The sequence below is a fragment of the Planomonospora antibiotica genome (genome assembly GCF_014647955.1).
GTDB lineage: Bacteria > Actinomycetota > Actinomycetes > Streptosporangiales > Streptosporangiaceae > Planomonospora > Planomonospora parontospora.
In genome coordinates, this window is record NZ_BMQE01000007.1 from 240,369 (window position 1) to 267,199 (window position 26,831).

Annotated in this window: 24 protein-coding genes and 1 pseudogene; 11 read left to right on the plus strand and 14 right to left on the minus strand. The window is 74.8% G+C overall.

Annotated elements, in window-relative coordinates:
- Positions 1–123 precede the first annotated feature (123 nt).
- The 4 genes from IEZ06_RS09610 (at position 124) to IEZ06_RS09625 (ending at position 4,396) form a co-directional block, all read left to right on the plus strand.
- On the plus strand, positions 124–1,239 hold the full coding sequence (locus IEZ06_RS09610) for a M24 family metallopeptidase (RefSeq protein WP_189236324.1): 1,116 nt from the start codon (positions 124–126) through the stop codon (positions 1,237–1,239).
- Between the two features lie 155 nt (positions 1,240–1,394).
- On the plus strand, positions 1,395–2,537 hold the full coding sequence (locus tag IEZ06_RS09615) for an acyl-CoA dehydrogenase family protein (protein ID WP_189236325.1): 1,143 nt from the start codon (positions 1,395–1,397) through the stop codon (positions 2,535–2,537).
- A 235-nt stretch (positions 2,538–2,772) separates the two neighbouring features.
- Complete coding sequence (locus IEZ06_RS09620) at positions 2,773–3,114, plus strand: YciI family protein (RefSeq protein WP_229797906.1); 342 nt, start codon at positions 2,773–2,775, stop codon at positions 3,112–3,114.
- Positions 3,115–3,118: 4 nt separating this feature from the next.
- Complete coding sequence (locus tag IEZ06_RS09625) at positions 3,119–4,396, plus strand: RNA polymerase sigma factor (RefSeq protein ID WP_189236327.1); 1,278 nt, start codon at positions 3,119–3,121, stop codon at positions 4,394–4,396.
- Positions 4,397–4,421: 25 nt separating this feature from the next.
- Here the strand turns inward: IEZ06_RS09625 and IEZ06_RS09630 are convergent, their stop codons facing one another.
- Together IEZ06_RS09630 and IEZ06_RS09635 are read right to left on the minus strand one after the other, a co-directional pair.
- Positions 4,422–4,907 carry an SRPBCC family protein gene (locus IEZ06_RS09630; RefSeq protein WP_189236328.1) on the minus strand — a complete coding sequence of 162 codons (486 nt, stop codon included), beginning with the start codon at positions 4,905–4,907 and terminating at the stop codon, positions 4,422–4,424.
- On the minus strand, positions 4,904–5,242 hold the full coding sequence (locus IEZ06_RS09635) for an ArsR/SmtB family transcription factor (RefSeq protein WP_189236329.1): 339 nt from the start codon (positions 5,240–5,242) through the stop codon (positions 4,904–4,906). The genes IEZ06_RS09630 and IEZ06_RS09635 overlap by 4 nt, the downstream gene beginning before the upstream one ends.
- Before the next feature lie 240 nt (positions 5,243–5,482).
- Here IEZ06_RS09635 and IEZ06_RS09640 point away from each other — a divergent pair, with 240 nt between their 5' ends.
- A complete protein-coding gene (locus IEZ06_RS09640; protein WP_196468668.1) occupies positions 5,483–5,950 on the plus strand; it encodes an Lrp/AsnC family transcriptional regulator in 468 nt (155 codons plus the stop codon).
- Between the two features lie 73 nt (positions 5,951–6,023).
- On the opposite strand, the gene IEZ06_RS09645 is transcribed toward IEZ06_RS09640, so the two are convergent.
- The 7 genes and pseudogenes from IEZ06_RS09645 to IEZ06_RS09670 all read right to left on the minus strand — a co-directional run bounded on the left by IEZ06_RS09645 (position 6,024) and on the right by IEZ06_RS09670 (position 12,829).
- The gene (locus IEZ06_RS09645; protein WP_189236330.1) at positions 6,024–7,052 is read right to left on the minus strand and encodes an N-acetylglucosamine kinase; all 1,029 of its coding nucleotides are present in this window, start codon (positions 7,050–7,052) and stop codon (positions 6,024–6,026) included.
- Positions 7,049–8,311, minus strand: a complete 1,263-nt coding sequence (locus IEZ06_RS09650) for a 6-phospho-beta-glucosidase (RefSeq protein ID WP_189236331.1) — start codon at positions 8,309–8,311, stop codon at positions 7,049–7,051. The genes IEZ06_RS09645 and IEZ06_RS09650 overlap by 4 nt, the downstream gene beginning before the upstream one ends.
- Positions 8,308–9,204, minus strand: a complete 897-nt coding sequence (locus tag IEZ06_RS09655) for a carbohydrate ABC transporter permease (protein ID WP_189236332.1) — start codon at positions 9,202–9,204, stop codon at positions 8,308–8,310. Before IEZ06_RS09655 ends, IEZ06_RS09650 begins: the two co-directional genes overlap by 4 nt.
- Entirely contained in the window at positions 9,201–10,139 is a 939-nt protein-coding gene (locus IEZ06_RS09660) for a carbohydrate ABC transporter permease (RefSeq protein ID WP_189236333.1), read from the minus strand. Before IEZ06_RS09660 ends, IEZ06_RS09655 begins: the two co-directional genes overlap by 4 nt.
- A gap of 6 nt (positions 10,140–10,145) precedes the next feature.
- Positions 10,146–11,126, minus strand: a pseudogene (locus IEZ06_RS09665) (extracellular solute-binding protein); the annotation flags it as partial.
- Between the two features lie 15 nt (positions 11,127–11,141).
- Positions 11,142–11,489 carry a hypothetical protein gene (locus IEZ06_RS36170; protein ID WP_229797908.1) on the minus strand — a complete coding sequence of 116 codons (348 nt, stop codon included), beginning with the start codon at positions 11,487–11,489 and terminating at the stop codon, positions 11,142–11,144.
- Between the two features lie 110 nt (positions 11,490–11,599).
- Positions 11,600–12,829 carry an ROK family transcriptional regulator gene (locus tag IEZ06_RS09670; RefSeq protein ID WP_189236334.1) on the minus strand — a complete coding sequence of 410 codons (1,230 nt, stop codon included), beginning with the start codon at positions 12,827–12,829 and terminating at the stop codon, positions 11,600–11,602.
- A gap of 220 nt (positions 12,830–13,049) precedes the next feature.
- On the opposite strand from IEZ06_RS09670, the gene IEZ06_RS09675 reads away from it, so the two are divergent.
- The 6 genes from IEZ06_RS09675 (at position 13,050) to IEZ06_RS37140 (ending at position 23,865) form a co-directional block, all read left to right on the plus strand.
- Positions 13,050–15,380, plus strand: a complete 2,331-nt coding sequence (locus IEZ06_RS09675) for a HelD family protein (protein ID WP_189236335.1) — start codon at positions 13,050–13,052, stop codon at positions 15,378–15,380.
- 528 nt (positions 15,381–15,908) lie between these two features.
- Positions 15,909–17,639, plus strand: a complete 1,731-nt coding sequence (gene lnt / locus IEZ06_RS09680) for an apolipoprotein N-acyltransferase (protein ID WP_189236336.1) — start codon at positions 15,909–15,911, stop codon at positions 17,637–17,639.
- Positions 17,639–18,382 carry a polyprenol monophosphomannose synthase gene (locus IEZ06_RS09685; RefSeq protein ID WP_189236337.1) on the plus strand — a complete coding sequence of 248 codons (744 nt, stop codon included), beginning with the start codon at positions 17,639–17,641 and terminating at the stop codon, positions 18,380–18,382. Before lnt ends, IEZ06_RS09685 begins: the two co-directional genes overlap by 1 nt.
- A gap of 162 nt (positions 18,383–18,544) precedes the next feature.
- Positions 18,545–18,961 carry a hypothetical protein gene (locus tag IEZ06_RS09690; RefSeq protein ID WP_189236338.1) on the plus strand — a complete coding sequence of 139 codons (417 nt, stop codon included), beginning with the start codon at positions 18,545–18,547 and terminating at the stop codon, positions 18,959–18,961.
- A gap of 88 nt (positions 18,962–19,049) precedes the next feature.
- Positions 19,050–23,633 carry a cation-translocating P-type ATPase gene (locus IEZ06_RS09695; protein WP_189236339.1) on the plus strand — a complete coding sequence of 1,528 codons (4,584 nt, stop codon included), beginning with the start codon at positions 19,050–19,052 and terminating at the stop codon, positions 23,631–23,633.
- Positions 23,634–23,739: 106 nt separating this feature from the next.
- Positions 23,740–23,865 carry a hypothetical protein gene (locus IEZ06_RS37140; RefSeq protein ID WP_268245585.1) on the plus strand — a complete coding sequence of 42 codons (126 nt, stop codon included), beginning with the start codon at positions 23,740–23,742 and terminating at the stop codon, positions 23,863–23,865.
- A 35-nt stretch (positions 23,866–23,900) separates the two neighbouring features.
- Here IEZ06_RS37140 and IEZ06_RS09700 read toward each other — a convergent pair whose 3' ends face one another.
- The 5 genes from IEZ06_RS09700 to IEZ06_RS09720 form a co-directional block, all read right to left on the minus strand.
- Positions 23,901–24,158, minus strand: a complete 258-nt coding sequence (locus IEZ06_RS09700; RefSeq protein WP_189236340.1) for a hypothetical protein — start codon at positions 24,156–24,158, stop codon at positions 23,901–23,903.
- Between the two features lie 142 nt (positions 24,159–24,300).
- A complete protein-coding gene (locus IEZ06_RS09705) occupies positions 24,301–25,248 on the minus strand; it encodes a cation diffusion facilitator family transporter (protein WP_229797909.1) in 948 nt (315 codons plus the stop codon).
- Positions 25,249–25,282: 34 nt separating this feature from the next.
- Positions 25,283–25,936 (minus strand): methyltransferase family protein, encoded by a 654-nt coding sequence (locus tag IEZ06_RS09710; protein ID WP_189236342.1) that lies wholly within the window; start codon positions 25,934–25,936, stop codon positions 25,283–25,285.
- A gap of 58 nt (positions 25,937–25,994) precedes the next feature.
- A complete protein-coding gene (locus IEZ06_RS09715; protein ID WP_189236343.1) occupies positions 25,995–26,336 on the minus strand; it encodes an ArsR/SmtB family transcription factor in 342 nt (113 codons plus the stop codon).
- Between the two features lie 124 nt (positions 26,337–26,460).
- The coding region (locus tag IEZ06_RS09720; RefSeq protein ID WP_189236344.1) for a MarR family winged helix-turn-helix transcriptional regulator at positions 26,461–26,831 on the minus strand (371 nt) is incomplete at its 5' end.

Consider the following 26,831-nt stretch of genomic DNA (forward strand, 5'->3'; position numbering starts at 1 on the left):
GCCGCCGGGGTCCAAGGACTCCGCCGGGTGCCCCCTCGCCCGGCGCGGCCGGCGGCCGTGACCGCCGGCCTCCGCCGGAGCCGGGGCGGCTCACGGAGAGGAGGACCCCTTAGATTGGTCGGCGTGACAACGGAGTCCTACGACCTTTATCCCGTCGCCCGCCTGGCCGCCGCGCAGGAGGCGACCGCCGCCGCCGGGCTCGACGCCCTGCTGCTCACCCCCGGCCCCGACCTGCGCTACGTGACCGGCTACCAGGCGCTGCCGCTGGAGCGGCTCACCTGCCTGGTGCTGCCCGCCGAGGGCGACGCCTTCCTGATGGTGCCGCGGCTGGAGCTGCCCGCGGCCGAGCACTCCCCGGCCGCGCGGCTCGGCATCGAGTTCGTGGCCTGGGACGAGACCGACGACCCCTACGCGGCCGTCGGCGCCCGCCTGGGCGCGGCGGCCAGGGTCGGCCTGGCCGACCGGATGTGGGCGATGCAGTCGCTGCGCTTCCGCGACGCGCTGCCCGGAGCCGAGCAGGTGCTCGCCGGGACGGTCCTGCGGGGCCTGCGGATGCGCAAGAGCGCCGCCGAGGCCGCCGCGCTGCGCGAGGCCGGAGCCGCGATCGACGCGGTCCACGCGCAGGTGCCCGGCTTCCTGAAGGCCGGGCGGACCGAGCGCGAGGTGGGCCGGGACATCGCCGAGGCGATCATCGCCGCCGGACACGAGACGGTCGACTTCGTCATCGTCGGCTCCGGGCCCAACGGCGCGAGCCCGCACCACGAGCTGTCCGACCGGGTCATCCGGGCCGGCGAGCCGGTGGTGGTCGACATCGGCGGGCAGATGCCCAGCGGCTACTGCTCCGACTCCACCCGCGTCTACTCGGTCGGGGAGCCCCCGGCGGACTTCCTGCGCTACTACGACGTGCTCCAGCGCGCCCAGGAGGCCGCCTGCGCCGCCGTACGGCCCGGCGTGCCGTGCGAGGCGATCGACGCCGCGGCCCGCGAGGTGATCGCGGCCGAGGGCTACGGCGAGTACTTCATCCACCGCACCGGTCACGGCATCGGCCTGGAGACCCACGAGGAGCCCTACATCGTCGCGGGCAACGCCGAGCCGCTGGCCCCGGGCTTCGCCTTCTCCGTCGAGCCGGGCGTCTACCTGCCCGGGACGCACGGCGCCCGGATCGAGGACATCGTGATCTGCACCGAGGACGGCGGGGAGCGGGTCAACCACCGCCCCCGCGAGCTGGTCGTCGTGTAGGCCCGGGTCCGCCCGGGCCGGGCGGACTCCAGGCCCGGGTCCCGCCCGGGCCGGGCGGGACCCGCCGGGGCCCGGCGGATGCCAGAATCGGGGTGGCCGGTGATCCCTGCCACCCTTTTCCACTGTTCCACGCCCATGATCTGGAGTGTGCGGAGATGTCCGTCGAGCGCGTCCTTCCCAGTCCCGAGGCCCACGACCTGCTGGACCTGGTCCGCGACCTGGTCGGCAAGGAGGTCGCGCCCCGGGCCTCCGCCGACGAGTCCGCCGGGCGCTTCCCGCGCGAGGTGTTCACCGTCCTCGGCAGCGCCGGGCTGCTCGGCCTGCCCTACCCCGAGGAGCACGGCGGGGCCGCGCAGCCGTACGAGGTGTACCTCCAGGTGATCGAGGAGCTGGCCGCGGGCTGGCTGGCGGTCGGGCTGGGCCTGTCGGTGCACACGCTCTCGTGCTTCCCGGTGGCGGCCTACGGCACCGCCGGGCAGCGGGCCGAGCTGCTGCCGGACATGCTCGGCGGCGGGCTGCTGGGCGCCTACTGCCTGTCGGAGCCGCACTCCGGCTCCGACGCGGCGGCCCTGACGACCCGCGCGGTGCCGGACGCCGGCGGCTACACCGTGGACGGGGTCAAGGCCTGGATCACCCACGGCGGGGTCGCGGACTTCTACACCCTGATGGCCCGCACGTCCGACGACGGGGCGCGCGGGATCTCCTGCTTCCACGTCCCGGCCTCCACCGCCGGCGTCTCGTCCGCCGCTCCGGAGAAGAAGATGGGCATGCGCTCCTCGCCGACCGCGCAGGTCCGCTTCGACGGCGTGCGGCTCGAGCCGGGCGCGCTGCTCGGCGCGGAGGGGGAGGGCTTCCGCATCGCGATGGCCGCGCTGGACGGCGGCAGGCTCGGCATCGCCGCCTGCGCCGTCGGGGTGGCCCAGGCGGCCTTCGACGCCGCCGCCGCCTACGCCAAGGAGCGCCGCCAGTTCGGCTCGCGCATCGTCGACTTCCAGGGCGTCTCCTTCATGCTGGCCGACATGGCCACCCAGCTCGCCGCCGCCCGCGCCCTCTACCTCGACGCGGCCCGGGCGCGCGACGCGGGCCGGCCGTACGGCACGCAGGCGGCGATGGCCAAGCTGTTCGCCACCGACATGTGCATGAAGGTCACCACCGACGCCGTCCAGGTCCTCGGCGGCTACGGCTACGTGGAGGACTTCCCGGTCGAGCGGTACATGCGCGAGGCGAAGGTCCTGCAGATCGTCGAGGGCACCAACCAGGTGCAGCGCCTCGTGATCGGCCGCGCGCTGGCCCGGTGACGGGGGCGGGACGCCTCTCCGGCGGGGCCGGGCCCGCCGGGCGGGTGCGACCCGTCACCCGGCGGCCCCCCGGCGTCGGCCCCGGCCGGGACGACCGCTCCGGCGGCCCTCCCCGTCCCGGAAAAAGAAATCCCGGGGCGCTGTCGATCCGGTCGTCCCCCGTTCGTCGTCATGATGTACGGCGACCGCCGTACGGGGATCACGACAGGATCGGGACAAGATCACCATGAAGTACATGCTGCTCATCCACGCTGGTGCCGTCGACGAGAACGGCGCGGCCGCCGAGTGCACCGTCGAGGACTGGATGACCTACGACAAGGCGGTGCGGGACGCCGGGATCCACGTCTCGGGCGAGTCGCTGGCCGACCTGGTCACCGCCACGACGGTCCGGGTCGGCCCGTCGGGCGAGCGGACCGTCACCGACGGGCCGTTCGCCGAGACCCGGGAGGTCCTGGGCGGCTTCTACGTCATCGACGTCCCCGACCTCGACGTCGCGCTGGACTGGGCCGCCCGCTGCCCCGGTTCGTGGGGCAGCGGGGCGGTCGTGGTGCGGCCGGTCGCCGACTTCGGGGCCTGACGCGGTGCGGGACGACCGCCGGGGAGCCGGAGCGGGCGCGGCGGTGGAGGCGCTGTTCCGCGAGGAGTACGGCCGGCTGCTGGCCTCCCTCGTGCGCCGCTTCGGCGACCTCGATCTGGCCGAGGAGGTCGCCTCCGAGGCGATCGAGGCGGCGCTGGCGCACTGGCCGGTGGACGGCGTGCCGGTCAGGCCGGGCGCCTGGCTGCTGACGACGGCGCGGCGCAAGGCCGTCGACCGGCTGCGCCGGGACAAGGCCTACGCGGCCCGGCTGGCCGTCCTGCAGATCGAGGCGGAGCGGGCCGGGCCCGTTCCGCCTCCGGAGGCCGACGGCGGCCTGCCCGACGAGCGACTGCAGCTCTTCTTCACCTGCGCCCACCCGGCCCTGGCCGCCGACGACCGCGCGGCGCTGGTGCTGCGCTGCCTGGCCGGGCTGACGACGCCCGAGGTCGCGCGGGCCTTCCTGGTCCCGTCCGCGACGATGGCCCAGCGGATCGTGCGGGCCAAGAAGAAGATCCGCCAGGCCCGGATCCCGTTCCGCGTGCCCGGCGCCGACGAGCTGCCCGAACGCCTCCCCGGTGTGCTCCAGGTCCTGTACTCGATCTTCACCGAGGGGTACGCGGCCAGTTCGGGCGCGGACCTGCAGCGGCTCGACCTCGCCGAGGAGGCGATCCGGCTGGCGCGGATCCTGCGCCGGCTGATGCCCGCCGAACGGGAGGTCGCCGGGCTGCTCGCGCTGATGCTGCTGGTCCACGCCCGGCGCGAGGCCCGGACCGCCCCGGACGGCGGGCTCGTGCTCCTGACGGACCAGGACCGGAGCCGCTGGGACCGCACCATGATCGAGGAGGGCCGTGAGCTGGTGCTCGCCGCGCTGAGCGGCGGCCCGCCGGGCCCGTACGGCGTGCAGGCCGCGATCGCCGCGCTGCACGACGAGGCCGCGGACGTCGCGACCACCGACTGGCCGCAGATCGTGGCGCTCTACGACGTGCTGCTCGCCCTCGCGCCCTCCCCGGTCGTCGCGCTCAACCGGGCGGTGGCGGTGGCGATGCGCGACGGCCCCGAGGCCGGCCTGAGGCTGCTCGACGGCCTGGCCGGTGAGCAGCGCCTGCGCGACCACCACCCGTACGCGGCGGCCCGCGCCGACCTGCTGCAGCGGCTCGGCCGGTTCCCCCAGGCGGCGGCCGCCTACCGCGAGGCGCTGGGCCTGGCCGGCACCGAGCCCGAGCGCGCCCATCTGCGCCGCCGCCTGGCCGCCGTCGAGTCCTCCTGCCGGGACGGCACCTGACGCGCCGGGGATCGGGTGCGGGGCGTCAGAGGGTCTTGGCCAGGGCGACGAGCTGGTCGAGGGCGGCGCCCCAGCCCTCGATGAAGCCCATGTCGGCGTGCTTCTTGTTGTCCTCGGGGGTCTGGTGCATGGCGATGGCCCGGTAGCGGGTGCCGCCGGAGGCGGTCGGCTGGAGCTCGATGATCGCGGTGAAGGCCATCTCGCCGGGCTGCGGGCGGTAGCCGGGGGCCAGGGCGCTGGTCCACACCAGCCGCTCTTCGGGGAGCACCTCCAGGTAGCAGCCGGCTCCGTCGAACTCCTCGCCCTCGGGGGAGCGCATCACGGTGCGGAAGATCCCGCCGGGGCGCAGGTCGATCTCGCAGTGCGGCGTCTCGTAGGGCTTGGGGGCGAACCACTGGGTGAGCAGGTCGGGGGTGGTCCAGGCCTTCCAGACGAGCGCGGGGGGCACGTCGACCTCCCGCTCGAGCTGGATGTCGAGGTCGAGGTCGAGGGTGTACGGGGTGAACGTCATTTCTGCTCCTTGAGGGTGGTGAGGAAGTGGTCGAGCTGGTCGAGGCGGCGCTGCCAGAGGTGGCGTTGGCGGGCCAGCCAGCCGTCGGCGATCTCGAGGGTGTCAGGGGTGAGCCGGTAGGTGCGGGTCCGGCCCTGCTTGGCCGAGGTGACCAGACCCGCGCGCTCCAACACGGCCAGGTGCTGGGTGAACGACGGGAGCGCCATGGCGAAGGGCCGGGCCAGCTCCGAGGTGCTGGCGGGGCCGGTGGCGAGCCGTTCGATCACCTTGCGTCGTGTCGGGTCGGCCAGGGCCTGGAAGACCTGGTCGAGCCGGGCCTGTTCGTTTGGGCACACATCTGAGTATGGCTCCGATCGACACTTAGGTCAATACCTAAGTATCGATCGGTGGCGGTGAAGGGGCCGGACGGAGGAGGGGTGACCGGGCTCCCGGTCCGCCTGCGGCGGTCGGCCTCCACCGAGAGGAGTGCCGGGCGGCGGGCGGCGGCCGGTCGGCGTCTCGCGGAGTGGACGGCGGGTCCGGATCGTGACCGGAGGTTGGTCATGGTCCGGGTGGGATCGCGCTACCTTGGGCGGGTGGAGGAGATCGACCGCCGGATCGTGACGTTGCTGGCCGAGGACGGCCGGATGAGCTTCACCGACCTCGCCCGCGAGACGGGCCTGTCGGTCTCGGCGGTGCACCAGCGGGTGCGCCGGCTGGAGAAGCGCGGGGTGGTGCGCGGCTACGCGGCGCTGGTGGACTACGACGAGATCGGCCTGCCGCTCACCGCGTTCGTCTCCATCAAGCCGATCGACCCGGCCGCCGCCGACGACGCCCCCGACCGGCTGTCGCACCTGAGCGCCATCGAGGCCTGCCACAGCGTCGCGGGCGACGAGAGCTACATCCTCAAGGTGCGGGTGGCCTCGCCCGTCGCGCTGGAGGAGCTGCTCAACCAGATCCGCACCGCGGCCAACGTCTCCACCCGGACCACCGTCGTGCTCAGCACGCCGTACGAGCACCGTGCGCCCGAGCTGATGGGGAAGCCCGCGGAGGAGCCCTCGTAGGTCCCGCGCGCCCGCCGGGTCCCGGCCCGGCGGCGGGGCCGGGGCCCGGGTCCGCACGCCCGGGCCGGGACGCTCAGGCCGGGACGCTGAACCGGTCGCGCAGGCGGGCCTTGGCCTCCTGGCTCGCGCCGAGGGCGTCCAGGCCCAGCAGGGCGGCGCCCACGACGGGCGGGAGGGTGGCGACGACCAGTTCGGCCCTGGGCGCCCGCTCGGCGAAGCGCCGCCGGATCATGCCGTCCAGCAGCGGGTCGCGGGCGGTCAGCACGCCGCCGCCCAGCACCACCTCGACGGGGGAGTCCAGCAGGCCGAGGCGGCGCAGCGCGACGACCGCGAGCACGACGACCTCGTCGGCCATGCGCGCCAGGACCGAGCGCGCCACCGCGTCGCCCGCCGCGGCGGCCGACATCAGCACCGGCACCAGCTCGTGCAGCCGGGCGTGCGGCAGGTCGCCGAAGTGCACGCCGAGCGTCACCTCCTCGACGGTGCGGGTGCCGAAGTGCTCGCGCACGGCGCGTTCCAGCGCGGTGGCCGGGCCGCGCCCGTCCTCGGCGCGCACGGCGTGCCAGAGGGCCTCCTCGCCGAGGACGAGGCCGCCGCCCCAGTCGCCGCTGATCCTGCCGAGCGCGGGGAAGCGGGCGACCTCGCCGGTGGGGGAGACGCCGACCGCGTTGACGCCCGCCCCGCAGACCACCGCCACGCCCGAGGGGCCGGAGGCCCCGGCCCGCAGCAGGGCGAAGGTGTCGTTGCCGACCACCGCCTCCCCGCCGTAGCCGCGGGCGAGGATCTCGTCGCGGAGCGTCTCCTCCTCCACCGGCAGGTCCGCGCCCGCCACGTAGGCGGCCACGTGGTCGGCGAACGGCGGGGCCGCCTGCGGGCCGAGCGCGCGCCGCACCGCGTCGTGGAGCACGTCGATCGCGGCGCCCACGCCCTCGCTCTGCGGCCGGAAGCCGTCGCCGCGGCCGGTGGCCAGGACGGTGCCGTCCTCGGCCACCAGCGCGACGTCGGTCTTGCTGTTGCCGCCGTCCACGGCCAGCACGGTCCGCCCGCGCCCGCCGCCCGCGCTCCCGGTGCGCCCGCCGCCTCCGGCCGGTACGGTCCTCACGCGCCCGCCGCCCAGGGCAGGTGCGGGCGGTTGGCCTCGACCAGGCGGCGGGCCAGGTCACCGGAGAGGGAGGCCTGCCCGACGAGCGGGTGGGCCAGGAGCGCGTCGGCGACCCGCTCCTCGCCGCCGTGCAGGGCCGCCTCCAGGGCCAGCGTCTCGTACGCGGTGACGTGCGCGATGAGACCCGCGTGGAGCGGCTCCACGGGATCGACCGGCAGGGCCTCGGCCCCGGCGGCGGTGATCGTCGCGGGCACCTCGACGACCGCCTCGCGCGGCAGGAACGGCAGTGCGCCGTCGTTGCGCAGGTTGACCACCTGGGTGTCACCGCGGTCGCCGAGCAGCGAGGCGATCAGCGCGACGGCGGCCTCGGAGTAGAACGCGCCGCCGCGCTCGCCCAGCAGCTCGGGCTTGGTGTCCACCGCCGGGTCGGCGTACAGCTCCAGCAGCCGGGCCTCCATCGCCGCGACCTCGGCCGCGCGCGACGGCCTGGCCCGCTGCTCGGCGACGACCCGGTCGTGCTCGTAGAAGTAGCGCAGGTAGTAGGAGGGCACCACGCCGAGGCGGCGGATCAGTGCGGCGTCCAGGCCGACGTCGCGGGCGATCTCCTCGCCGTGCTCGTCCAGCAGCCGGGGCAGCACGTCCACGCCGTCGAGCAGGACGGAGCGCTCCCAGGTCAGGTGGTTCAGCCCGACGTGGCCCAGGGAGACGCGCTCGGGCGCGACGTCCAGCGCGGCGGCGAAGCGGCGCTGGAAGCCGATGGCCACGTTGCACAGGCCGATGGCGCGGTGCCCGGCCTCCAGCAGCGCCCGGGTGACGATGCCGACCGGGTTGGTGAAGTCGACGATCCAGGCGCCGGGCGCGTGCCGGCGGACCTGTTCGGCGATGTCCAGCACCACCGGGACGGTGCGCAGCGCCTTGGCCAGGCCGCCGGCGCCGGTCGTCTCCTGGCCGACGCAGCCGCACTCCAGCGGGAGCGTCTCGTCGACGTCGCGCGCGGCCTGGCCGCCGACGCGCAGCTGCAGGAGCACGGCCTGCGCCCCGGCGACCCCCTCGGGGACCGAGGCGGTCGCGGTGACCTTCGCCGGATGACCGGCCCGGGCCAGCATCCGGCGGGCCATGCCGCCGACCAGGTCGAGGCGGGAGGCGTCCGGGTCGACCAGCGCGACCTCGGTGACCGGGAGCTCGTCCCGCAACCGCGCGAACCCGTCGATCAGCTCGGGCGTGTACGTCGAGCCGCCCCCGACAACGGCGAGTTTCAACCCTTCACTCCTGTCAAGGTGACGCCCTCGATGAAGACTCTCTGGGCGAGGAAGAACACGATTATCACAGGTGCCATGACGAGCAGCGTGGCCGCCATGGTGAGGTTCCACTGCACGCTGTGCAGGGCCTTGAAGGACGCCAGCCCGATGGAGAGAGTCCAGTTGTCCACGTTCGTGGAGGCGTACAGCAGCGGGCCGTAGTAGTCGTTCCAGCAGTAGAAGAACTGGAACAGCGCCACCGCGGCGATGGCGGGCCGGGCCATGGGCAGGACGATCCGCAGCAGCGTCGCCAGGTCCGAGCAGCCGTCGACCCGGGCGGCCTCGGTGTACTCCCTGGGGATCGTCAGCAGGAACTGGCGGAGCAGGAAGATCGAGAAGGCGTCGCCGAGCAGCATGGGCAGGACCAGCGGCCAGAGCGTGCCGGTCAGCTCCGCGCGGGCCCAGATCAGGTAGACCGGTACGGCGACCACCTGCGGCGGCAGCATCATCATCGTGATGACGGCCAGGAAGGCGGCCCGGCGGCCGGGGAAGCGGAAGCGGGCCAGTGCGTAGGCCACCGGGACCGACGACAGCAGCATGAACGCGGTGCCGAGGCCCGCGTACAGCATCGTGTTGCCGATCCAGAGCAGCAGGGGCGAGCGGGCGAACACCTCGGTGAAGTTGCCCCAGTTCCACGAGCGCGGCCACAGCTGGCTGGTCAGCGCCTGCTGGTCGGTCATGAGCGCGGTGAGCGCGATGAAGACCAGCGGGGCGACGAACATGATCGCGAGCGCGATCGCGATGGAGTGGACGGCGATCCAGTGCAGGGTCCGCCGCCGGCGCAGGCTCCGGGCGGTCGGGCGGCGGGCGGCGGAGGCCGGAGCCCGGCCGAGGGTGGCGGGTGCGGTGCTCACGAGACCTCCTCGAGTCCGCGGAACCGGCGCAGCAGGACCAGGGTGAGCAGCATCGACGCGGCGAACAGCAGCAGCGCGAGCACGCACGCGTACCCCATGGAGAAGTCGCGGAAGCCCATCTGGAACAGCCACTGGGGCAGGGTCAGGGTGGACATCTCCGGGTAGCCGGGGGTGAAGCTGCTACCGGGGGAGTCGGTGGAACCGGAGGCGACCCGGGCGGCGATCATCGCCTGGGTGAAGTACTGCAGGGCGTAGATGACGCCGGTGACCGCCGAGAACAGCAGCACCGGGGAGATCGTCGGCAGGGTGACGCTGCGGAACCGCCGCCAGGCCCCCGCCCCGTCGAGCGCGGCCGCCTCGTACAGGTGCCTGGGCACGTCCAGCAGGGCCGCCAGGAAGATGACCATGGTGTTGCCGGTGCCCCACATGCCGAGCAGGGTCAGGCTCGGCTTGGACCAGTCCTTGTCGCCGAACCAGTCCGGGCCGGCGATCCCGAACAGCTCCAGGAACTGGTTCATCGGGCCGGTGGCCGGGTTGAGCAGGAACACGAACGCGACCGTGCCCGCCACCGTCGGGATCAGCGAGGGCAGGTAGAAGACGGTCCGGAAGAACCCGGCCCCCGCCTTCAGCCGGGTGACCAGCCAGGCCACCCCCAGGGCGAAGAGCAGCTGGGCGGGGACCATGAAGACGACCAGCCACAGGGTGTTGCCGATCGAGGTGAGGGCCCGGTCGTCGGTCAGGAGGTAGCGGTAGTTGTCCAGGCCGACGAACTCCAGCGTGAACAGGTCGTAGCGGTGGAAGGAGAAGTAGACGGTCGCGGCGAGCGGGTAGAGGAAGAAGGCCGCGAACCCGATCAGCCAGGGCGACAGCCACACGAGGGCCCGCAGGCCCTCGCGGCGCCGCCGGGCGGGCGGCGCCGCAGGGGTGGGACTCATCGGAGATCAGCCCCCGGAGAGCTTGTGCTTGTCGTTGATGCGCTTGTCGACCCCGGCCAGGCCGGCGTCGAGGTCCTTGACGGAGCCCTTCTCCCACTCGACGAGGAAGGTGGTGAAGGCCTCCTGGTTGAAGACGCTGTTGACGTTCGGCGGGAGCGTGCTCGTCTTCGGGTGGTTGAAGATGTCGAGGAAGGTCTGGAAGTTCGCGTCCTTCTTCAGCTCGGGCGAGTCCATCGCGGCCTTGGTCGTCGGCACGTTGCGCAGCGCGTTGGAGAGCGTGACGAGGCTGCCGGTGTCGGTGGTCAGGTGCTTGACCAGCTCCCAGGCGTGCTGGGGGTGCTTGGCGCCCTTCGGCACGCCGATCACGGTGCCCGCGGTGAAGCCGCTGCCGTACAGCTCGGGCCGGTCGTCGGCGACGGGGATCGGGGCGGTGCCGTAGTCGAGGTCCGCCGCGTTGTTGGCGATCATGGCGTTGCGCCACTCGCCGTCGACGGCCATCGCGACCTTGCCCTCGTGGAAGGGGTGTTCGGCGCCCCACTCGTCGCCCAGGCCCTTGCGGAACTTGTCGAGCTTGTCGTGGCCGTACCAGTCGACGAGCTCCTTCTGCCAGGTCAGGAGCTTCTTCCAGGCCGGGTCGGAGCCGATCGCCGAGGTGCCGTCCTCGTTGTACCACCTGGCCCCGACCATCGGGCCCAGGTGGGAGGGGGAGTTCTCGTAGTACTGGAAGCTGGGGATGAAGCCGGCGACCTCGATGTCGCCGTCGGCGTCGCGGACGGTGAGCTTCTTGGCCAGCGCGGTCAGCTCCGAGAGGGTCTTCGGCGGCTGCTCGCCCTTCATCAGGGCCCTGTTGTAGTAGAGGCCGTAGGCGTCGGCGAGCATCGGCAGCGTGCAGCGCCGGCCCTCGAACTCGGTGTAGGAGCGCGCGGCGGCCGGGAGCACCGACAGGTCGATGCCGTCCTGCTCGATCACCGGGGTCAGGTCCTGGAAGACCCCGCTGCGGCATCACTGCGCGACGTTGTCGGTGGTGAAGGAGGCCGCCACGTCGGGGGCCGTGCCGCCGCGGACGGCCTGGGTGATCTGGTCGTCCTGGACGCCCTTGGTGAGCTTGACGGTGATCTGCGGGAACTTCTTCCGGAACCCGGCGACGGCGTCCTCGAACGCCTTGACCTCGCTGTCGGCGCTGAACCCGTGCCAGAGCTCGATGGTCGCCGCGGGCAGCGCCGCGGCGGCGCTCCCGGAGGGTTTCGGCTGGGAACCGAGCGCGGGCGCGCTCCGGTCGCCCGCGGTGCAGGCGGTCAGGGCCGCGGCCGCGACGGCGGCCGTGGCGAGGGTGAGAAACCGTCGGTTCACGACAGTGGCCTCCTCGATCAGGGGGTGGGATGACCGGATGAATCAGGAGAGCTGAGAGTTCCACAGAGACGGAAGCTGGCAGGTTAAGACAGGTGGTGGCAGGAGCAGGGCTATGAGGGCAGAGTGGAGCTGAAGACCTCGTCGCGGGCGGCGGCGAGGGCGAGGTCGAGAGCGCCGGCCAGGACCGGGTTGCCCTCGACGGCCGAGAGCAGCAGCGGAGGCCGGGGGATGGTCAGCGCGTGCAGTTCCTCCTCCACCAGACCGCGCAGCAGCTCGCCGCCGGCCAGCAGGGTGCCGCCGGTCAGCACGACGATCTCCGGGTCGACGACCGCGGTGATCGAGGCCAGGCCGACGGCCAGACGGCCGGCGACGTCGCGCAGCCCCGCCAGGGCCGCCGGGGTCTCCCGCCCGCCGGATCCGGCGGCCCGCACGGCCTCGCCCACGGCGGCGGCGGGCCCGTCGCCGCGCACGCCGTACGAGCGCAGGATCCTGAGCACCGCGGGACCGCCGCCGAGCGCCTGGTAGCCGTGGTCGCCGTAGCGCCCGGTCTGGCGGGCGGTGGGGGCGCCGGGTGCGGGCATGTAGCCGATCTCGCCCGCGCCGCCGGTGGCGCCGCGGTGCAGCCGCCCGCCGAGCACCAGCGCCGCGCCGAGGCCATCGTCGGCCCAGAGCAGCACGAAGTCGCGGTGCCCGCGCGCCGAGCCGTGCGCCTGCTCGGCCTGGGCGACCAGGTTGACGTTGTTCTCCACCGAGAGCCGGACGCCCAGCCGCCCGCCGAGGGTGGCGACGAGGCCGGGGGCCAGCCAGCCGGGCAGGTCCTCGGCGGTGGCGTAGCCGAGTGCGCCGGTGCCGGGGTCCGGTGCGCCCTGCACGCCGACGACCACGTGCCGCAGGGCGGCGGGGGCCTGCGCGCCGTCGAGGGCGGCGCGCACGTTCCGCACGGCGTCCTCGGTGGCCTCCCCGGTGTCCCGGGGGGCCCGGGGGGCCCGGGGGGCCGGGGTGGGCTGCCGGTACTCGCCGACCACCGCGCCGGTGATGTCGGCGACCCTGGCGTCGATGTGGGTGCGGGTGACGTCCAGCGCGGCGACGTAGGCGGCGGACGGGTTGAGCCGGTAGACCTCCGCGGTGCGCCCCGGCAGCCCCTCCCGGACGCCGCCCGGCACGACGAGCCCGGCCTCCTGCAACCGCAGGAGGAGCTGCGAGGCGGTGGGCTTGGACAGGCCGGTGAGGGCGCCGATCTCCGGGCGGGTCAGCGGACCGCGCTCCAGGAGCGCCTGGAGCGCGGCCCGGTCGTTGATGGCGCGCAGCAGGCTCGGGGTGCCCGGTGTCGGCTGAGGCACGGCCCCTCCAGGACGTCGACTTCAAGTTAGGAAACTTTCCTAACTTGAAGAGAATCTAAGGAGGCCGGAGACGGGCCGTCAAGGAGGAGGGACGCCCCGAAACCAAGCCGTGACGGGGAAGGGGTGGAGGGCGCCCGCCGGGCGGAAGGGAGGCGGCCCGGGGAATGTGAACATCTCAACGGACCTGCTAGGGTGATGGTTTGTCATAACAACCAGCACAATGCATTTATATGGCCCGGAGTATCCTATTAGCGGCAAAGATAATGGAGCGACGGCAACCCGTCAAATCGAGCTCGCCAGGGAACAGGAGTATGTCACCTCGCTCTACGAGCGGCTCGACCTGTTGCGCGACCGCACCCAGCGGCAGCTCGACGGAGTGCTGGCCCAGGGCGGCGGCGGCACCCACCAGAACCGCTCGGAGCGCGACAGCTTCGCCGGGATGTACGCCGAGCGGCTGGCGCGCCTGTGGGCGGTGGAGAACGGCCTGTGCTTCGGGCGGCTCGACAACGCCGACCACACCTCCCTCTACATCGGCCGCATCGGCCTGGCCGACGACGACCAGCGCCGCCTGCTGATCGACTGGCGGGCACCGGTGGCGCAGCCGTTCTACCGGGCCACCCCCGCCTCCCCGATGGGCGTCACCCGCCGCCGCCACCTGCAGACCAAGGGCCGCAAGGTGATCGGCGTCGACGACGACCTGCTCGACCTCGACACCCTCAGCGACGAGGACGTGGCCACGCTCAACGGCGAGGCCGCGCTGCTGGCCTCGCTCGGCGCCCACCGCACCGGCCGGATGCGCGACATCGTGGCCACCATCCAGGCCGAGCAGGACCGCATCATCCGCTCGGACCTGTCCGGCGTGCTCGTCGTGCAGGGCGGGCCCGGCACCGGCAAGACCGTCGTGGCCCTGCACCGGGCGGCGTACCTGCTCTACACCCACCGGGAGAAGCTGGCCCGCCGGGGCGTGCTCATCCTCGGCCCCAACCTGACCTTCCTGCGCTACATCGAGCAGGTCCTGCCCTCCCTGGGCGAGACCGACGTGCTGCTGTCCACGGTCGCCGAGCTGTACCCCGGGATCACCGCGACCGCCGCCGAGCGGCCGGAGACGGCCGCCGTCAAGGGCGACGAGCGGATGGTCCAGGTCGTGGCGCGGGCCGTACGGGAGCGGCAGCGGGTGCCCCGCCGGGCGATCGAGATCAAGCTGGACCGCTACACCCTCAGCCTCGACGGCCGCACCCTGGAGGCCGCGCGCAACCGGGCCGCCCGCTCGCGCCGTCCCCACAACGAGGCCCGCGCGGTCTTCGTCCGCCACCTGCTCAACGCCCTGGCCCGGCAGGCGGCCAAGCTGCTGGGCAAGGGCGTCATCGACGACGACGAGCTGGCCGACCTGCGCGAGGAGCTGCGCACCGAGCAGCCGGTGAAGGCCGCCCTGAACCGGCTGTGGCCCTACACCACCCCGCAGCAGCTCCTGCTGGGGCTGTTCACCTCCCGCGAGCGGCTCGAGTACGCCGCGGCCGACCTGAGTCCGGCCGAGCGCGCGCTGCTGCTGCGCGAGCCGCCCCGCAAGGGGGAGGGCTGGTGGTCGCCCGCCGACGTGGCCCTGCTGGACGAGGCCGCCGAGCTGCTCGGCGAGATCGACCCGGGGGTGCTGCGGGCCGGGGCGTGGATGGCCGAGGAGGAGCAGGCCGCCGCCCGCGCCGCCGCGCGCGAGGAGGACAGCATGCAGCTCGCCTACGCCAAGGAGGTGCTGGAGCTGACCGGCCTGTCGGAGATCATGGACGCGGAGAAGTTCGCCGCCCGGCACCTGGGCGACGAGTTCTACCTCACCACCGCCGAGCGGGCCGCGGGCGACCGCACCTGGGCCTTCGGCCACATCATCGTGGACGAGGCGCAGGAGCTGTCGCCGATGGACTGGCGGATGGTCATGCGCCGGTGCCCCACCCGGTCGATGACGATCGTCGGCGACCTGGCGCAGACCGCTTCGGCGGCCGGGGCCCGCTCCTGGGAGCGGGTGCTCGACCCCTACGTGGGCGGGCGCTGGCGGGTCGAGAACCTCAGCGTCAACTACCGCACCCCCACCGAGCTGATGGCCGTGGCCGCCGCCGTGCTCCCGCTGGTCGGTCCCGGGCTCACCGCGCCCGCCTCGGTCCGGGAGACCGGCGAGCGCCCCTGGGCGGCCTCCCCGCTGGAGTCCCTGCCCGAGGTGGTCAAGGCCGAGATCGTCGAGGGCGGCCGCCTGGCGGTGCTCGTCCCGGAGTCCCTCCGGGCCGAGCTGGGGGAGGCGGTGACCCGGGCCGTCGACGGCGCGGTCGCCGGGCCGGGCACGGCGGCCCTGGACGCCCCCGCGGCGGTCCTGAGCGTCGCCGAGGCCAAGGGCCTGGAATTCGACACCGTCATCGTGGTCGAGCCGGACCGCATCCTGAGCGAGTCCCCCCGCGGGGCGAGCGATCTGTACGTCGCACTGACCCGGGCGACGCGACGGCTCGGCGTGGTCCACGGCGCTCCGCTCCCGGCGCCGCTCGCCGGGATCGAGCGGCGCCGGGACGGCTGAGCCGCCGGATCGCCGCCCGCCCCGGGCGGCGATCCGGACACGGAACAAGGCGGCGGCCGCCCGGGCCGATCACGCCCTAGCTGCGGAAACGAGGTGTTTCCGCAGTTGGCGACGAGGTTGACATCTGCGCTGAGGTCGGTAGTTTGGCTGCCCAGTCCAGCACGGGACTGGCCGGTTGGCCGCCTCCGGCATCACCGGTTCCTCGCCCGTGGCGGAGCGTGACTCCGCCCGTACAGCCAGGCGCAGGACCAGTGGTCAGTCGGGTCGGGGCACCCCAGCCGGGCGGGGGAACGGACCCGGGAGGGGCCTGGACACCCAGTAGACAACGGCAATCCGCGCCCGCCGCCGACGGGACGGAACCGGTCCGAAGGGTCCGTCCGGGCACTCTTCCCGTTCCCGTGCCGGCGACTGCAAGTGTCGGGGTGATCCCCAGGGCATCCGTCCGCCCTGGAGGTCACCCCGCTGCCGTGTCGGGGGTAGCGTTCGGTTGGCAGATCCAGCCAGGTCCGACGCCCGCAAGGAGCCCCCGTGGTGCAGGAGAAGACGGTCCCTCCGCCGGGGGCTCCCCCGGCCGCGTCGCGGGACGGCGCCCCGGGCGGTCCCCGGTGGCGGGACCCGCTCGGCCGGACGGCCGCGGTGGTCGCCGGCGGCCTGCTGCTCTTCCTCGCCTTCCCTCCCCTCGGGCTCTGGTTCCTGGCCCCCCTCGGCGCCGCCCTCGTGATCCGGGCCGTGCACGGCGCCCGCCCCCGCCGCGCCGCCTGGCTGGGCTTCGCCGGAGGGCTCGCCTTCCTCGGCCCCGGTCTGCACTGGGTCACCCCCATCGGGGTGGACGCCTGGCTGGGCCTGATCGCCCTGGAGAGCCTCTTCTACGCCGCCTGGGCCGCCGGCACCGCACTGGTGGTCCGGCTGCCCCTGTGGCCGTTGTGGGGCGCCGCCCTCTGGGTGGCCATGGAGTGGGCGCGGGGGGTCTTCCCCTTCGGCGGGTTCCCCTGGGCCCGGGTCGCCTTCAGCCAGGGCGAGTCGGTCTTCACGCCGTACGCGGCGCTGGGCGGAGCGCCGCTGGTGAGCTTCGCGACGGTGCTCTGCGGAGGGCTGCTCGCGCTCGCCTCGCTGCGGACGCCCGGTCTCCGGGGCGGATCCCCGGGCCGCCGCGGCCTGGAGGCCGCCCCGCCGGCCCCGCGGGCGGAGCCGGTCCCCGCCCCGTCCGCCGAACGGCTCCCCGTCCGGTCCTCCGCCCGGGCCGCGGCGCTGCCCATCGCCCTGCCGCTCGCCGGGGCGCTGGCCGTCCCGGCCGCGGCCCTCGCCGTGCCCCGTCCGGGCGACGAGGGCAGGAGCGTGACCGTCGGGGTGATCCAGGGCAACGTGCCCGGCCGGGGGATGACCCCGCTGGGCGACGAACCCGCCGTGGTCCTGCGCAACCACACCGGCAAGCTGCACGAGATGGCGCGGGCCGTACGGGAGGGCGCGATGGCCCGGCCGGACGTCGTGGTGCTGCCGGAGAACTCCACCGACATCGACCCCTACCGCAGTGAGACGGCGCGCGCCGAGATCGACGCCGCGGTCAGGGACGTCGGCGTGCCCGTCCTGGTCGGAGCCGTGGTGGGCGTCGGCGAGAAGCACCGGGCCACCCGCAGCCTGGTCTGGGACCCGGTCACCGGCCCCGGCGCCTACTACGACAAGCAGAAGCTGGTGCCGTTCGGCGAGTTCACCCCGATGCAGGACCTCGTGCTCGCCCTGTTCGAGCGGGCCGGCCTGGTCGGCAAGCAGTCGGTGCCCGGCACCCGCGACGGCGACCTGAGGCTGGGGCCGGTCACCGTCGGGGCGGTCAACTGCTACGAGGTCGCCTTCGACGGCGTCGTCCGCGGCACCGTCCGGACCGGCGCCAGCCCGCTGGTGGTGCAGACCAACAACGCGACCTACGCGCTGACCGGCCTGCCCGCCCAGCAGCTGGCCATGTCCCAGTTGCGCGCCGTGGAGCACAACCGGGCGGTGGTCACCGCCGCGATCACCGGCATCTCCGCCTCCGTGACCCCGGAGGGGAAGGTGGTCTGGCAGACCCGCGAGCTGGTCCAGGACATGGCGGTGCTGGAGATACCGGTCCGCACGCGGACGACGGTGGCCACCAGGGTTGGCGCGCTACCCGAGTGGGCCCTGATACTGGTGGGTACGGCCGCCCTGGCCGCGGTTCCGGTCCTCCGGCGGCGCGGCCCGGCGCGTCCGGTGACACGCAGTGACGATCAGCAGGTGGGAGACGTGTGATGGAGCGGATGGTCGGCCGGGTGCTCGTCATCGTCCCGACGTACAACGAGCGGGAGAACCTCCCGGTGATCGTCGAGCGGGTCCGCGCGGCGGTGCCCGAGGCGCACCTGCTGGTCGCCGACGACGCCAGCCCCGACGGCACCGGTGAGATCGCCGACGCGCTGGCGGCCGAGGACGACCACGTCCACGTGCTCCACCGGCCCGGCAAGCAGGGGCTCGGCGCCGCCTACATCGCGGGGTTCCGCTGGGGCCTGGCCGAGGGCTACGACGTGCTCGTGGAGATGGACGCCGACGGCTCCCACCAGCCGGAGGAGCTGCCCAAGCTGCTCCACGCGCTGGCCGACGGGGCCGACCTGTCCATCGGGTCCCGCTGGGTGCCCGGCGGCAAGGTGGTCAACTGGCCCGGTTCGCGGGAGTTCCTGTCCCGCGGCGCGAACGTCTACACCCGGATGATGCTGGGCATGCCGGTCCGCGACGCCACCGCGGGCTTCCGCGCCTACCGGGCCTCCACCCTGGAGAAGATCGGCCTGGACGACGTCGAGTCGCAGGGCTACTGCTTCCAGGTGGACCTGACCCTGCGCACGGTCCGCCACGGCCTGCGCGTCGCCGAGGTGCCGATCACCTTCGTGGAGCGCACCGTCGGCGCCAGCAAGATGAGCCGGGACGTCATCGCCGAGGCGCTGTGGCGGGTCACCCTGTGGGGCGTGACCGGCCTGCCCCGGAGGCTGCGCCGCTCCCGTTAGCCCGCGCGCCGACCGACCCGCGACGGGCGCGCACGTTTCGGCGGGCCGGACCGGCGGAAGATACAGGAACGACCTCAGGGTCACGTACCGGCGGCCGGAGGACCTTCCGCCCTCCGGCCCACACCATGGAGAGCGCCCCCCGACTCTTTGAGAGAAGGGGACATGACGGATACCGCTCAGACCACCCGGCGGCCGCGCGAGCGCGCGCGGTCCGGAGCCGGTACGGCAGGGCGAAAGCCCGCGGCGAAGCCGGTGGAACCCGTGCAGTCCGTGGACCCCGTGGGACTCACGGGGGAGCGGCGCGCCGCGGGGGCGCTCACCCTGACCCTGCCCATGATCACGCTGGAGTTCCGGCCGCCGCAGGTCGGCGGGCGGGAGGTCGGCCGCGTCGTCGGGGCCGCCAGGGCGCTCCTGCCCGCGCTCCCGTCGAGGGAGCGCCTCGCCTACTACGGAGGGCTCGGCGCGCTCGCCGCGTTCGGCCTGATCGAATGGCCAGTGGCGGCCGCCATCGGCGTCGGAACGGTGATCGCGCGGCGCTCCCGGAACGGCGGCGGGGAGAACCTCCGCGCGCCGGTGTGACCGCGGCGGCGTGACGACGCGCTCGCCGGGCCGCGCCGCCGCGGCCCGGCCTTTCCCGCCCGCAGAATCCAGGTCCGCTGGAGAGTGAATGTTCCTGTCACGGCTGCTCGCCATCCCCGCCGACGTCCTCCGGGACGTCGTGCCGGACGTGCTCGCGGGCGTCCTGCCCCGCTCCCGCCGCGTGCGCCCCTGCCCCGGCGGGGTGCGGATCGACCTGCACGTGATCGGGGGACCGGGCACGGAGACGGCCGCGCGGCGGCTCGAAGCACGGCTGCGCGCGGTGGACGGAGTCGAGCGGGCGGAGGTCAACGGTGCCCTCGGCTGCGTCTTCGTCGGCACCGGCGAGGACCGGTCCGGCCACGACGAGCTGCTGTCGATCGTCACCGGCCTGGACACGGACCCGGACAGGGACCCGGGCCCGGACGGGGACGGGGACACGGCCCCGGAGCCGGACGCCGGGGGCGCAGGCCCGTACCGGTCCCGGGTCCGGGTGGCGGAACGGCACGCACGCGCCGCGGCCCGCCTCTGCGCGGAGCTGACCGGGGCCGGGCTGGCACTCGCCGGGAAGGCGGTGCGGCTGCCGGGGCTGTCCCCGGCGGTGCCGGCCCTGCTGCACCTGGCGGACTCCACCCCGCTCCTCCGGGAGGAGCTGAACCGCCGGATCGGCCGTTCGGCCACCGACACGCTGTTCACCGCGGGCCACGTCGTCGGCCAGACGCTCGCCCTGAGCCCGTCGGCGCTGCTGGTCCACGCGGCGGGATCGGTCGTCCACTACGCCGAGGCGCGCGCCGCGCGGTGCGCCTGGCGGCGGCTGGAACAGGACCTGGGCCGCGTCGGGGGCGCCTACCGCCACATCGCGAAGCCGGCGTCCCCGCGCCCGGCCCCCCTGCCCCGGGGCCCGATCGAGCGGTACGCGGACGTCGCGGCCCCGGTGACGCTGGGAGCCTACGCCGCGACGAGGCTCCTCAGCCGCAGCGGCCACCGGAGCCACGCCATGATGGTCGCGGCCACGCCCAAGCAGGCGAAGCTGGGCCGCCACGCCTTCGCGGGCGCGGTCGCCCGCGCCCTGGGAAGACGCGGCGCGGTGGTGCTCGACCCCCACGCCCTGCGCCGCATGGACCGCGTCGACACGGTCGTCCTCGACGCGGCGGTCCTGCTCACCGGCTCGTGGACGGTCGAGCGCGTCCTGCGGATCGCGGACCCGGGCGGCGCGGCGGACGGGAAGGATCGCGCGGGCGGAGACGGCGCGGCGGGCGGGAAGGGCCGCGCGGGCGGAGACGGCGGAGACGGCGCGGACCGGGTGGACGACGGCACGCTGCACGCGCGGCTGCACGCCCTGCTCGACCCCGGCGACCCCGGTGCGCGCCGCGAGGACGGGGAGTGGGCCGTCGGACCGGTGACCGGTACGGGCGGGCCGGCCGCCCGGGAGGTCCAGGCCTGGCGCGCCCGCGGGCTGAGGCCCGTGGCCGTGACGCTGCGGGGCGAGCCGGTCGCCGTCGCCGCGCTGACGCGGGAGCTCCATCCGCTGGCCGAGGCGCTCGTCGCCGCCGCCGGGGACGCGGGCACCGTACTGCTGGCGGGAGGGGACCGCGGTCTCGCCGCGCGCTTCTCGGCCCGCCGGATCGCTCCCGGCGGAGCGCGGACGGCCGCGGCGGTCCGCGCGCTCCAGACCGGGGGGCACGCCGTCGCCGTGGTGTCGCGGGGCGCATCCCGGGACCTGTGCGACGCGCTGGCCCGGGCCGACCTCGGCATCGGGGTGGCGGACCGGCCCGGCCGCGTGCCCTGGGACGCGGACGTGCTCGGCGATCTCGACGGAGCCCACCTGCTGCTGAGCTGCCTGCCGAAGGCCGCCAGGACGAGCCGGCGGAGCGTACGGCTCGGCGTCGCCGGAGCGGGCGTCGGCGCGCTGCTGGCCGTCGCCGGATCCGAGGCGGCGTCCCCCCGCCGGGCGCACCTGGTGAGCCACTGCGTCTCGCTGTCCGCGCTCGCCCTGGGAGAGCTGTCGGGCCGCGCCGCCGGGCGGACGCCGGTCCCGGTCCGCGCCGACGGCACGCCCTGGTACGCCATGTCGGCCGCCGACGTCCTCACCCGGCTCGGTTCGTCGTCCGACGGCATCGCCGAGGAGGACGCCGCCGGGCGCAGGACGGAGGCGGCGGGGGAGGAGGAGCGGCCCGGACGGGGGCCGCGCTCCCTGGTCCGCGCGTCCGCGCGGGAACTGGCCAACCCCATGACGCCGGTGCTGGCGGCGGGGGCGGGCCTGTCCGCGCTGATCGGCTCGGTACTGGACGCGCTGCTGATCGGCGGGGTGACGGTCGTCAGCGCGTTCGTGGGCGGGGCGCAGCGGGTCAGCGCCGACCGGGCGCTGCGCCGCCTCACCGAGGACTCCTCCGTCCCCGTGCGGCTGCGCCGGCCCGGCGGGCACACGCGGACCTCCGCGGCGGCGCTGGTCCCGGGCGACGTGATCGAGCTGCGCGCCGGCGACGCCGTACCGGCCGACTGCCGGGTGCTGGAAGCGGCGGGCCTGGAGGTCGACGAGTCGCCGCTCACCGGTGAGTCGCAGCTGGTCGCCAAGACCGCGGCGCCCACGGTGGCGTCCGCCGTCGCCGAGCGCAGCTGCATGCTCTACCAGGGCACTACGGTGGCCGCGGGCGGGGGGCGCGCGGTGGTCGTCGCGACGGGCGAGGCGACCGAGGCGGGCCGGGGGGCCAGGCTGGCCGCGGGGCCGCGCCCGCCGACCGGGGTGGAGCTCCGGCTGCGTGAGCTGGGCAGGAGGATCCTGCCGCTCTCCGCCGGTTCCGGTCTCGCCCTGCTCGCCGTCGACCTGCTGCGCGGCCGCCCGCTGGCGGCGGGGCTCGCGCCCGCGGTGAGCCTGGCCGTGGCGGCCGTTCCCGAAGGGCTCCCCTTCATCGCCACGGTCGCGGAGCTGGCCGCCGCGCGGCGGCTGTCGAAGCGCGCCGCGCTGGTGCGCAACCCTTCGACGATCGAGGCGCTGGGCCGGGTGAACGTCCTGTGCTTCGACAAGACGGGAACGCTCACCGAGGGGCGCATCAGTCTGCGGCGCGTCTCGGACGGGCGCACCGGGTACTCCGTCGAGGAGCCGGCGGCCGGGCTGCGGCCGATCGTCGCCGCGGCACTGCGCGCGAGCCCCCGGGCGGGCGGGGGGAGGGTCATCGCCCATCCCACGGACCGCGCCGTCGTCGACGGCGCCCACCGGCTGGGGGTGACCCCGGAGGAGGGGCTGACCGCCTGGCGGCGGGTCGACGAGCTGCCCTTCGAACCGGAACGCGGCTACCACGCCGTGCTCGGCGTGAGCGGTTCCGGGCACCTGCTGAGCGTCAAGGGCGCCCCGGAGATCGTGCTCGACCGGTGCACGACCGTGCTGCGGGACGCGCGGGCCGTCCCCCTCGGCGAGGAGCTCCGTCTGGAGCTGGAGCGGGAGGTCGACGCGCTCGCCCGGCAGGGCCACCGGGTGCTCGCGGTGGCCCAGCGGCCCGCCTCCGACCGGCGCGACCTCGACGGGTCCCGGGTCGGCGGGCTGTGCTTCCTCGGCTTCCTGGGCCTGGCCGACCCGGTACGGCCCGCCGCCGCCGAGAGCGTCGGGCACCTGACCCGGGCCGGCGTCCGGGTCGTCATGGTCACCGGGGACCACCCGAGCACCGCCGAGGCGATCGCCGCCGAGCTCGGTGTGCTGAACGGCCTGCGCGTCATGACCGGCCCCGAGATGGACGACGTCGACGACGAGATCCTGACGAAGGCGCTGCCCGAGGTCGCGGTGTTCGCCCGCGCCACCCCGGCGCACAAGACACGGATCGTCTCCTGCCTGCGCCAGGCCGGGGAGACCGTGGCGGTCACCGGCGACGGGGCCAACGACGCCCCCGCGATCCGCGCGGCGGACGTCGGGATCGCCCTCGGCTCCCGCGCCACGCCGGCCGCCCGGACGGCGGCGGACGTCGTGGTGACCGACGACCGCATCGAGACGATCGTCGACGCGATCATCGAGGGCAGGTCCATGTGGAGCTCGGTCCGCGACTCCCTGAGCATCCTGCTCGGCGGCAACATCGGTGAGATCGCCTTCACGGTCGGCTCCAACCTGCTCACCGGCCGCAGCGCGCTGAACGCCCGGCAGCTGCTGCTGGTCAACCTGCTGACCGACATGCTGCCCGCCCTGGTGGTGGCCGTACGGCCCCCCGCCGCGACGAGCCCGGAACGGCTGATGGCCGAGGGCCCGGAGGGCTCGCTCGGCGCCTCCCTGACCCGCGACATCCACCTGCGGGCCGTCACCACCGCGGCCGCCGCGGCGGCGGCCTGGCTGGCCGGCCGGCTGACCGGAACCCGCGGGCGGGCGGACACGATCGGGCTGGTCGCCCTGGTCGCGGCGCAGCTGCTGCAGACCCTCGCCAAAGGCGGGCGGGACCCGGTGGTCGTGCTCGCCGCGCTGGCCTCGCTCGCCGTCCTGGGCCTCGTCGTCTCGACCCCGGGGGTCAGCCGGTTCTTCGGTTCACGCCCCCTCGGGCCCGTCGGGTGGTCCATCGGCCTCGGCGGCGCCGCCGTCGCGACGGTCCTGGGGGCGGCGGCCGAGCAGCTGCTGCGCGGCGGTGAGCGCGCCGCACGGCGGGAGGGCGCCGCCGGGCCGGCCGGTCCGGCGGCGCCCGCCGTCGACCGGGAGGAATGAGAAAGCACGCGCGGGCCGGTTCCACGCCGCGGACCCGGCCGTGAACCCGGCCGGGAACGCGGTCCGCGGATCCGGCCCCGAGCGGCTCCGACCCCTGGGGGTTCCCATGAGCGACTTCCTGTCATCCCTTCTCGCCAAGGCGGCGGTCATCGTGATCGAGGTGCTGACCACGCGGCTGGTCGAGGCGCTCATCGCCTTCGTGGCGCGCCGCTTCGCCGCGCGGGCGGCCTGAGCGCTCCGCCGTTCCCCCGGTCCTCGGCCGTCGGCCTACGGCCGCCGCGCGACCAGGAGCAGCCGGGGACTGCCGAGCCGGTACGGCGCGCCGTCGGCGTCGCCGTACAGCCCGACGTCGGCGAACCCGGCCGCGGAGACCAGCCGGACGACCTCCGCCGCGGTGTAGACGTGCTGCACGGAGGTCCCGCGGTGCTCCTGCGCGCCCCGGCGGAAGGTGAAGGAGGTGATCCAGCGGCCGCCGGCCGCGTCGTACTCGTTGACCGAGACGGCCTCGATCCCGCCGAGCGTCATCGGCGGCTCCTCCAGGGCCAGGCCGGTCGGCGTCGCAGGCGCGTGTCCGCCGGGATCCGCCGGACGGTCTCCTCCGGGGAGCCGTCCTGGGGGATGATCTCCTCACAGCCGTCGTCGAGCAGGTCGTACGGCCGGTAGGACGTCAGGCGTGGGCGGGTTGCTCGTGCTGGGCGTGGGCCGGCGACTCCAGCTGCAAGGTGGCGTGGTGCAGGTCGAAACGGTCCTTGAGGCACTCCTGCAGGACGTCCAGCAGCTGCGGGGCGTGGCCGTCGGTGAAGCAGGCGTCGTCGATGACGATGTGCGCGCTGAGCGCGGCCAGGCCCGAGGTGACGGTCCAGGCGTGCAGGTCGTGCACGGCCCGTACGTGCGGCACCGCCAGCAGCTGCGCGCGGACCTGGTCCAGGTCCAGGTGGGCGGGGGTGGCCTCCAGGAGCACGTTGACGGCCGCGTGCAGCAGCTTGAGCGCGCGCGGCACGATGAGCAGGCCGATCAGCACCGCGACGACGGCGTCGGCACGGGTGAATCCGGTCAGGTGGGCCACGACCGCGGCGGCGATGACGCCCACGGAGGTGAGCGCGTCGGTGGCCACTTCCAGGAAGGCGCCGCGCAGGTTGAGACTCTCGCCCTGCACGCCGATCAGCACCAGCATCGAGGCCAGGTTGCCGAGCAGGCCGACGACGCCGAAGAGCAGCATGGAGCCGGTGGCGAGGTGCGGAGCCGCTGCCGAGGCCAGGCGGGAGACCGCCTCGTACAGCACGTACGCTCCGAGACCGAAGAGCACCGCGGCGTTGACGGCCGCGGCCAGGATCTCGGCCCTGGCCAGGCCGAAGGTGCGCTTCGAGGTGGCCGGGCGGGCCGCCAGCGCGATGGCCGCCAGGGCCAGGGCGATGCCGGCGCTGTCGGTGAGCATGTGCCCGGCGTCGGCCAGCAGCGCGATGCTGCCCGACGCCAGCGCCCCGGCCACCTGCACGAGCATGACGGTGCCGGTGATGGCCAGCACGCCGACCAGGCGCCCGCGGTGGCGGCCGGTCGAACTCGCCTGCCCGTGCCCGTGCCCGTGGCCCTGGCCGGGAGCGTGGTGGGTCCCCACGAATGGTCCTCCTTCACTGATCCGGGGAACGGCTTCAGCGGCCGCGGGCCGGGGACGGCCCGCCTGCCCGGGCGGTGGCGTCCGGGGCGGGCAGGCGGCCCAGGCCGGGCACGAAGCGGCCCACCCGTGCGGCATACCCCTGGTAGGCGCGGCCATGAGCGGCCAGCAGGTAGGGCTCCTCCACCGCGCGCACCTGCAGTTCGACCGCGGCCACCAGCACGGCCAGGGCGAGCAGCGCGACCGCGTTGGGCACCATCAGGGTCAGCCCGATGCTGGTGGCGATCATCGCGGTGAAGATCGGGTTGCGGGCGAGGGCGAACGGGCCGCCGGTGACCAGTTCGGTGCGCTCGCCGGCGTCCACGCCGATCCGCCAGGAGGCGCCCATGGCCAGCTGGGCCGCCAGCGTGGCCGCGGTGCCGGAAAGGGCGATCACCAGTCCGGCGGCCGCCGCCACCGGATGGTCGAGGACGGCCAGGCCGGCCAGGCCGGCTGTGGCGGCGACCGGCCCGGCCAGACCCAGCGCGATCGCGGCCGCGAACGCGGTCTTGGCCCACCAGGCCACCGATCCGGCCGGACCGGCGTCCAGGCGCAGGCCGGTGTCGCCGGTACGGCGCCGGTGCACCACGGTGCGCCAGCCGAAGGCCAGGCCCATGGCCACCAGATACAGGATGAGCGCGGTAACGGCCATGGTCAGTCCTTGCCGTCGGCGCGGCGGGCCGGGGCGGGCCGGGCGGAGAGGGCGGCCATCAGCAGCAGCCCTCGGTCTCGGCGGCGGCGCAGCTGCGTCCGGCGTCGGCGGCGACCGCGACCACGGCGGTGCGCAGGTCGTCCAGGGCGTGGCCGAGCCGGGCGTCGGCCAGTTCGTAGCGGGTGCGCCGACCGACCGGAACGGCCACGACCAGGCCGCAGTCGCGCAGGCACGCCAGGTGGTTGGACAGGCGGGTGCGGGAGATGCCCAGGACTTCGGCCAGCTCGGCCGGGTGGGCGGGCGCCTCGCGCAGGGCGAGGAGGATGCGGCAGCGGATCGGGTCGGCCAGCGCGCGGCCGAACCGGGCCAGGACCTCGATCTCGGGGGCGATCGTCAACATACCGCGATAGTACACGAAGACGTGAATTCAGAGAATTATGTATCTTCGGGTGGCCCTCCCGGTCCTCCCGGTCCTCCCGGCCTCCCCCGTCCGGAGCCTCGGGCGGGCTCGGTATCCCGGCGGGCTATGCGTCGGGCCAGCCCAGGGGGTGGACGTCGCCTGCGGGCGGCTCGCCCCCCGCCCGGGTGAAGGCGGCCATGGCCGAGATCAGCGCGCGGCACTGCTCGGGGGACATCCGCGAGACGATGGCGGCGATCTCCTCGCTGCGGCGCGCGGTGACCTCGTCGACGATGCGCCGCCCCTGCGGGGTGAGGCGGATCAGGGTCTCGCGCCGGTTGTGCGGGTTGGTCTCGCGGACGATCAGTTGCGCACCGGCCAGGCGGTCGGCCATGCGCATCGCCGTGGAGGGGTTGACGCCCAGCCGCTCGGCCAGGGTGACGAGTTTGGTCTGCCCGTGGGTGGCCAGGACGACGAGCATGCGGAACTGCGGCAGCG

Bases quoted from the DNA above. Each gene is read 5' to 3' on its own strand.
- IEZ06_RS09615 (WP_189236325.1), top strand. From the start codon at position 1,395: ATGTCCGTCGAGCGCGTCCTTCCCAGTCCCGAGGCCCACGACCTGCTG.
- IEZ06_RS09620 (WP_229797906.1), top strand. From the start codon at position 2,773: ATGCTGCTCATCCACGCTGGTGCCGTCGACGAGAACGGCGCGGCCGCC.
- IEZ06_RS09630 (WP_189236328.1), bottom strand. From the start codon at position 4,907: ATGACGTTCACCCCGTACACCCTCGACCTCGACCTCGACATCCAGCTC.
- IEZ06_RS09660 (WP_189236333.1), bottom strand. From the start codon at position 10,139: ATGAGTCCCACCCCTGCGGCGCCGCCCGCCCGGCGGCGCCGCGAGGGC.
- IEZ06_RS09675 (WP_189236335.1), top strand. From the start codon at position 13,050: ATGCATTTATATGGCCCGGAGTATCCTATTAGCGGCAAAGATAATGGA.
- IEZ06_RS09685 (WP_189236337.1), top strand. From the start codon at position 17,639: ATGGAGCGGATGGTCGGCCGGGTGCTCGTCATCGTCCCGACGTACAAC.
- IEZ06_RS09690 (WP_189236338.1), top strand. From the start codon at position 18,545: ATGACGGATACCGCTCAGACCACCCGGCGGCCGCGCGAGCGCGCGCGG.
- IEZ06_RS09695 (WP_189236339.1), top strand. From the start codon at position 19,050: ATGTTCCTGTCACGGCTGCTCGCCATCCCCGCCGACGTCCTCCGGGAC.
- IEZ06_RS37140 (WP_268245585.1), top strand. From the start codon at position 23,740: ATGAGCGACTTCCTGTCATCCCTTCTCGCCAAGGCGGCGGTCATCGTG.
- IEZ06_RS09700 (WP_189236340.1), bottom strand. From the start codon at position 24,158: ATGACGCTCGGCGGGATCGAGGCCGTCTCGGTCAACGAGTACGACGCG.
- IEZ06_RS09710 (WP_189236342.1), bottom strand. From the start codon at position 25,936: ATGGCCGTTACCGCGCTCATCCTGTATCTGGTGGCCATGGGCCTGGCC.
- IEZ06_RS09715 (WP_189236343.1), bottom strand. From the start codon at position 26,336: ATGTTGACGATCGCCCCCGAGATCGAGGTCCTGGCCCGGTTCGGCCGC.